Source organism: Arenimonas oryziterrae DSM 21050 = YC6267, from assembly GCF_000420545.1.
Taxonomy (GTDB): Bacteria; Pseudomonadota; Gammaproteobacteria; order Xanthomonadales; family Xanthomonadaceae; genus Arenimonas; species Arenimonas oryziterrae.
Window position 1 is genome coordinate 1 of the sequence record NZ_ATVD01000015.1, and the last position, 1,919, is coordinate 1,919.

1 protein-coding gene is annotated in these 1,919 nt (G+C 65.7%); it reads left to right on the plus strand.

The annotated features are described in order from the left end of the window. Positions 1-1,919 (plus strand): DUF11 domain-containing protein (locus tag G467_RS0114760; protein WP_022970502.1); only part of this gene is annotated, 1,919 nt, incomplete at both ends.

The following is a 1,919-nucleotide window of genomic DNA, read 5'->3' on the forward strand; positions in this document are numbered from 1 at the left end:
ACGCTGCGTAGCGGCGGCGTGATCACCTACACCGTTGCCGCCACTGTCTCTGGCACGGCGACAGGTACGATCGCGAACACCGTGACGGTCGCGGTACCGGCGGGTACGACGGATCCGACCCCGGCTAACAACAGCGCGACGGACACGAACACCGTCACGCCGGTCGCCGACATTGCGATCAGCAAGACCCTGGTGACCGCCGGTCCCTATCTGATCGGCCAGTCGATCAGTTACAGCCTGGTCGTGACCAACAACGGTCCGTCGACTGCTACGGCAATCAACGTCACCGACACGCCGACGAATCTCACCATCACCAGCGTCACCGGTGCCTGCACGGCCTTCCCGTGCACGATCCCAAGCCTGACCAGCGGCAGCACCGCGACGATCACCGTCAACGCGACGATCATCGCGGCCGGTGCGTTCGACAACAGCGCGACCGCGACCGGTGCCGAGAACGATCCGGTGCCGGCCAACAACACCGACAACACCGGCAACGGCGGCACGGCGAATCCGTCGGCCGATGTTTCGGTCAACAAGACGCTCGTCACGGCCGGTCCGTACCTCGCGGGCCAGTCGATCAGTTACAGCCTGGTCGTGACCAACAACGGTCCGTCGACGGCGACCGCGATCAACGTCAGCGACACGCCGACGAATCTTTCGATCACCAGCGTCACCGGTGCCTGCACGGCCTTCCCGTGCACGATTCCGAGTCTGACCAGCGGCAGCACCGCGACGATCACCGTCAACGCGACCATCATCGCGGCCGGTGCGTTCGACAACAGCGCGACCGCGACCGGTGCCGAGAACGATCCGGTCCCGGCCAACAACACCGACAACACCGGCAACGGCGGCAACGCCAGTCCGTCGGCCGACGTCGCCATCAACAAGACCCTGCTCACGGCCGGTCCCTTCACCCTGGGTCAGGTCATCAACTACACCCTCGTGGTGAGCAACAACGGCCCGTCGACGGCGACCGCGATCAACGTCACCGACACGCCGACGAACCTGGCGATCACCAGCGTCACCGGTGCCTGCGCGGCACTGCCGTGCACCATCGCGAGCCTGACCAGCGGCAGCAGCGCCACCCTCAACGTGGCGGCGACGATCACTGCCGTCGGCGCTTTCAACAACAGCGCAACCGCCACCGGCGCCGAAAGCGATCCGGTGCCGGCCAACAACACCGACAACACCGGCAATGGTGGCTTCGTCGGTCCGTCGCCGTCGCTGACCCTCGCGAAGTCCGCGTCCACGCCGACCTACAACACCGTTGGCCAGGTGGTGAACTACAGCTACGTGGTCACCAACACCGGCAACGTCCTGATCAGCGGCATCGCGATCACCGACGACAAGATCCCGACCGTGACCTGCCCAGTGACGACGCTCGCGCCGAACGCGGGCACGACCTGCACCGGCAGCTACACGATCACGCTCGCTGATCTCAATGCCGGTTCGGTCACCAACAACGCTTCGGTCAATGGCACGCCGACGGCCGGCTCGCTGTCGCCCGCGACGGATTCGGAAACGGTCACCGCGGTGCAGTCGCCGTCGATGACCGTGGACAAGTCGAATCCGACCAACGCCGATAACGACGCGTCCGGCACGGTTTCGATCAACGACGTACTGACCTACGTGGTCACCGCGACCAACAGCGGCAACATCACGCTGACCAATGTGGTCGTTAGCGATCCGCAGCTGACGCCGACGTCCAACACCTGCGCGAGCGTCGTTCCCGGCGCGACCTGCGTGCTGACCGGCACGCATCTGGTCACGCTCGCTGACGTGACCGCCGGTTCCATCGTCAATACGGCGACCGGCGACTCCGACCAGACCGCCCCGGTCACCGATACGGTCACCACGCCGACGGCCGCATTGGCGATCGTCGCGAACGACGACACCGGTGCGCCGACCAATGGTGCAAC